This window comes from Streptomyces sp. NPDC029956 (assembly GCF_055574655.1).
The window spans coordinates 1-3,450 of the sequence record NZ_JBVHZJ010000122.1; the positions used below are offsets into that span (position 1 = coordinate 1).

3 protein-coding genes are annotated in these 3,450 nt (G+C 69.8%); all 3 read left to right on the top strand.

Going from position 1 to position 3,450, the window contains the following annotated elements; translation table 11 throughout:
- On the top strand, positions 1-1,182 hold a 1,182-nt coding region (locus ACZ4XX_RS40190), incomplete at its 5' end, for a vitamin B12 dependent-methionine synthase activation domain-containing protein (protein WP_468512763.1).
- Complete coding sequence (gene metF, locus ACZ4XX_RS40195) at positions 1,179-2,039, top strand: methylenetetrahydrofolate reductase [NAD(P)H] (RefSeq protein WP_468512764.1); 861 nt, start codon at positions 1,179-1,181, stop codon at positions 2,037-2,039. The genes ACZ4XX_RS40190 and metF, both read left to right, overlap by 4 nt.
- Entirely contained in the window at positions 2,032-3,450 is a 1,419-nt protein-coding gene (gene ahcY, locus ACZ4XX_RS40200; protein WP_468512765.1) for an adenosylhomocysteinase, read from the top strand. The genes metF and ahcY overlap by 8 nt, the downstream gene beginning before the upstream one ends.

Consider the following 3,450-nt stretch of genomic DNA (forward strand, 5'->3'; position numbering starts at 1 on the left):
TCCGCCATCCTCGAAGCCGCCGAGGAGCACCGGGCGGACGTGATCGGCATGTCCGGCCTCCTCGTGAAGTCCACCGTGATCATGAAGGAGAACCTCCAGGAGCTGAACGGCCGCGGTCTTGCCGCCACCTACCCGGTGATCCTCGGCGGCGCGGCCCTCACCCGGGCCTACGTCGAGCAGGACCTCCACGAGCTGTACGAGGGCGAGGTGCGGTACGCCCGTGACGCCTTCGAGGGCCTGCGCCTCATGGACGCCCTCATGGGCGTCAAACGAGGCGTCCCCGGCGCCGTACTCCCGCCACTCAAGCAGCGCCGCGTGCCCAAACGCGAGACCCCGCTGCTCGCGGCCGAGGTGCGCGAGCCGGAGCCGGCCGGCCGCTCCGACATCGCCGCCGACAACCCCGTACCCGAGCCCCCCTTCCTCGGGACCAGGGTCGTCAAGGGCATCCAGCTCGCCGAGTACGCCTGCTGGCTCGACGAGGGTGCCCTCTTCAAGGGTCAGTGGGGGCTGAAGGACGCCGGGACCATCGAGGCGGAGGGCCGGCCGCGGCTGCGGGCCTGGCTGGACCGTCTCCAGACGGACCACCTCCTCGAAGCGGCCGTGGTCTACGGCTGGTTTCCCTGTGTGTCCAAGGGCGACGACCTGATCGTCCTGGACGAGGACGGAGGCGAGCGGACCCGCTTCTCCTTCCCCCGCCAGCAGCGGGGCCGCCGTCTCTGCCTGGCCGACTTCCACCGCGCGGAGGACTCCGGCGAGATCGACGCCGTCGCGATGCAGGTGGTCACCGTCGGCTCCCGGATCGGCGAGGAGACGGCGAAGCTCTTCGCCGCCGACGCCTACCGGGACTATCTCGAACTCCACGGACTGTCGGTGCAGTTGGCGGAGGCGCTTGCCGAGTACTGGCATGCGCGGGTGCGTGCCGAGTGGGGGGTCGCGGGCGCCGAGCCGGCGTCCCTGGAGGGGATGCTCCGCACCGAGTACCAGGGCTGCCGCTACTCGCTGGGCTACCCGGCCTGTCCTGATCTGGAGGACCGGGCGAAGATCGCCGCGCTCCTGCGGCCGGAGCGGATCGGGGTGGAGCTGTCGGAGGAGTACCAGTTGCACCCCGAGCAGTCGACGGACGCGATCGTCGTCCATCACCCGGAGGCGAGCTACTTCAACGCGGGAGGACGGCGCCTGTGAGCCCCACGTATTCGTTCGAGTTCTTCCCGCCGAAGACCGAGCGCGGCGAGCGGACGCTGTGGGAGGCGATCCGCCGGGTCGAGGCCCTGTCGCCGGACTTCGTGTCGGTGACGTACGGCGCGGGCGGCTCGTCGCGTGACCGGACGATCGAGGTGACGAAGCGGATCGCGGCGGAGACGACCCTGCGGCCGGTGGCGCATCTGACGGCGGTCGGGCACTCGGTCGCCGAGCTGCGGGCCATCATCGGCGCGTACGCCGACGTCGGCGTGCGGGACGTGCTCGTGCTGCGCGGAGATCCGCCGGGCGACCCGCGCGGCCCGTGGACACCCCACCCGCAGGGCTTCACCTACGCCCACGAACTCGTGGAGCTGGTGCGGTCGTTGGGTGACTTCCGGATCGGGGTGGCGGCCTTCCCCGAGGGCCATCCGAGATCCCCTGATACGGGGAGCGATCTGGCGCACTTCGTGGCGAAGTGCCGGGCGGGCGCGGACTACGCGATCACGCAGATGTTCTTCGATCCGGAGGACTACCTGCGGCTGCGCGACCGGGTGGCGGCCGCGGGCTGCGACACCCCGATCATCCCGGAGATCATGCCGGCCACCGACGTGCGCCAGATCCGGCGCTTCGCCGAGCTCAGCGACGCCGCGTTCCCCGAGGACCTGGCGCACCGCCTGGAGGCGGCCAAGGACGACCCGGCCGGGGCGTATCGCATCGGCGTCGAGCACGCGACCGCGATGGGCCTGCGACTGCTCGACGAGGGCGCGCCGGGACTGCACTACATCACGCTGAACAGGTCGACGGCGGCCCTGGAAATCCACCGAACCATCATGAACGCGAGGAGCGTTGTCCATGTCTGACCCCACTGCGACCGGCTTCACCGACTACAAGGTCGCCGACATCTCCCTGGCCGCCTTCGGCCGTAAGGAGATCACCCTCGCCGAGCACGAGATGCCGGGCCTGATGTCCATCCGCCGCGAGTACGCCGAGACGCAGCCCCTCGCCGGAGCCCGGATCACCGGCTCGCTCCACATGACGGTGCAGACCGCCGTCCTCATCGAGACGCTGGTCGCGCTCGGCGCCGAGGTCCGCTGGGTGTCGTGCAACATCTACTCGACGCAGGACCACGCGGCCGCCGCGATCGCCGCCGCCGGGATCCCGGTCTTCGCCTGGAAGGGCGAGACCCTGCAGGAGTACTGGTGGTGCACGGAGCAGGCCCTGACCTGGCCGAACGCCGAGGGCCCGAACATGATCCTCGACGACGGCGGCGACGCCACCGTCCTCGTCCACAAGGGCGTGGAGTACCAGAAGGCCGGCGCGGTCCCGGACCCGTCGACCGCCGAGAACGACGAGCACCGGGTCATCCTGGAGCTCCTGCGGAGCACCACCCTGGACTGGGCCACGATCGCCGCGGGGATCCGGGGCGTCACGGAGGAGACCACGACGGGCGTGCACCGCCTGTACGAGATGCACCGCGAGGGCGCGCTGCTCTTCCCCGCGATCAATGTGAACGACGCCGTGACGAAGTCGAAGTTCGACAACAAGTACGGCTGCCGGCACTCCCTCATCGACGGCATCAACCGCGCCACCGACGTCCTGATCGGCGGCAAGACGGCCGTCGTCTGCGGCTACGGGGACGTCGGGAAGGGTTCGGCGGAGTCGCTGCGCGGCCAGGGCGCCCGGGTGATCGTCACCGAGATCGACCCGATCTGCGCGCTGCAGGCGGCGATGGACGGCTACCAGGTCGCCACCCTGGAGGACGTGGTGGAGACGGCGGACATCTTCGTCACGACCACCGGCAACAAGGACATCATCATGGCGTCCGACATCGCCCGCATGAAGCACCAGGCGATCGTCGGGAACATCGGCCACTTCGACAACGAGATCGACATGGCCGGCCTGGCGCAGATCCCCGGGATCGTGAAGGACGAGGTCAAGCCGCAGGTCCACACCTGGACGTTCGAGGACGGCAAGGTCGTCATCGTCCTGTCCGAGGGGCGTCTGCTCAACCTCGGCAACGCGACCGGCCACCCCTCCTTCGTGATGTCGAACTCCTTCGCCGACCAGACCCTCGCCCAGATCGAACTCTTCACGAAGACGTCCGACTACCCCGTCGGCGTGTACACGCTCCCCAAGCACCTGGACGAGAAGGTCGCCCGTCTCCACCTGGACGCCCTCGGCGTCCGCCTCACGACCCTCCGCCCCGAGCAGGCCTCGTACATCGGAGTCCCGGTCGAGGGCCCGTACAAGCCGGACCACTACCGCTACTGA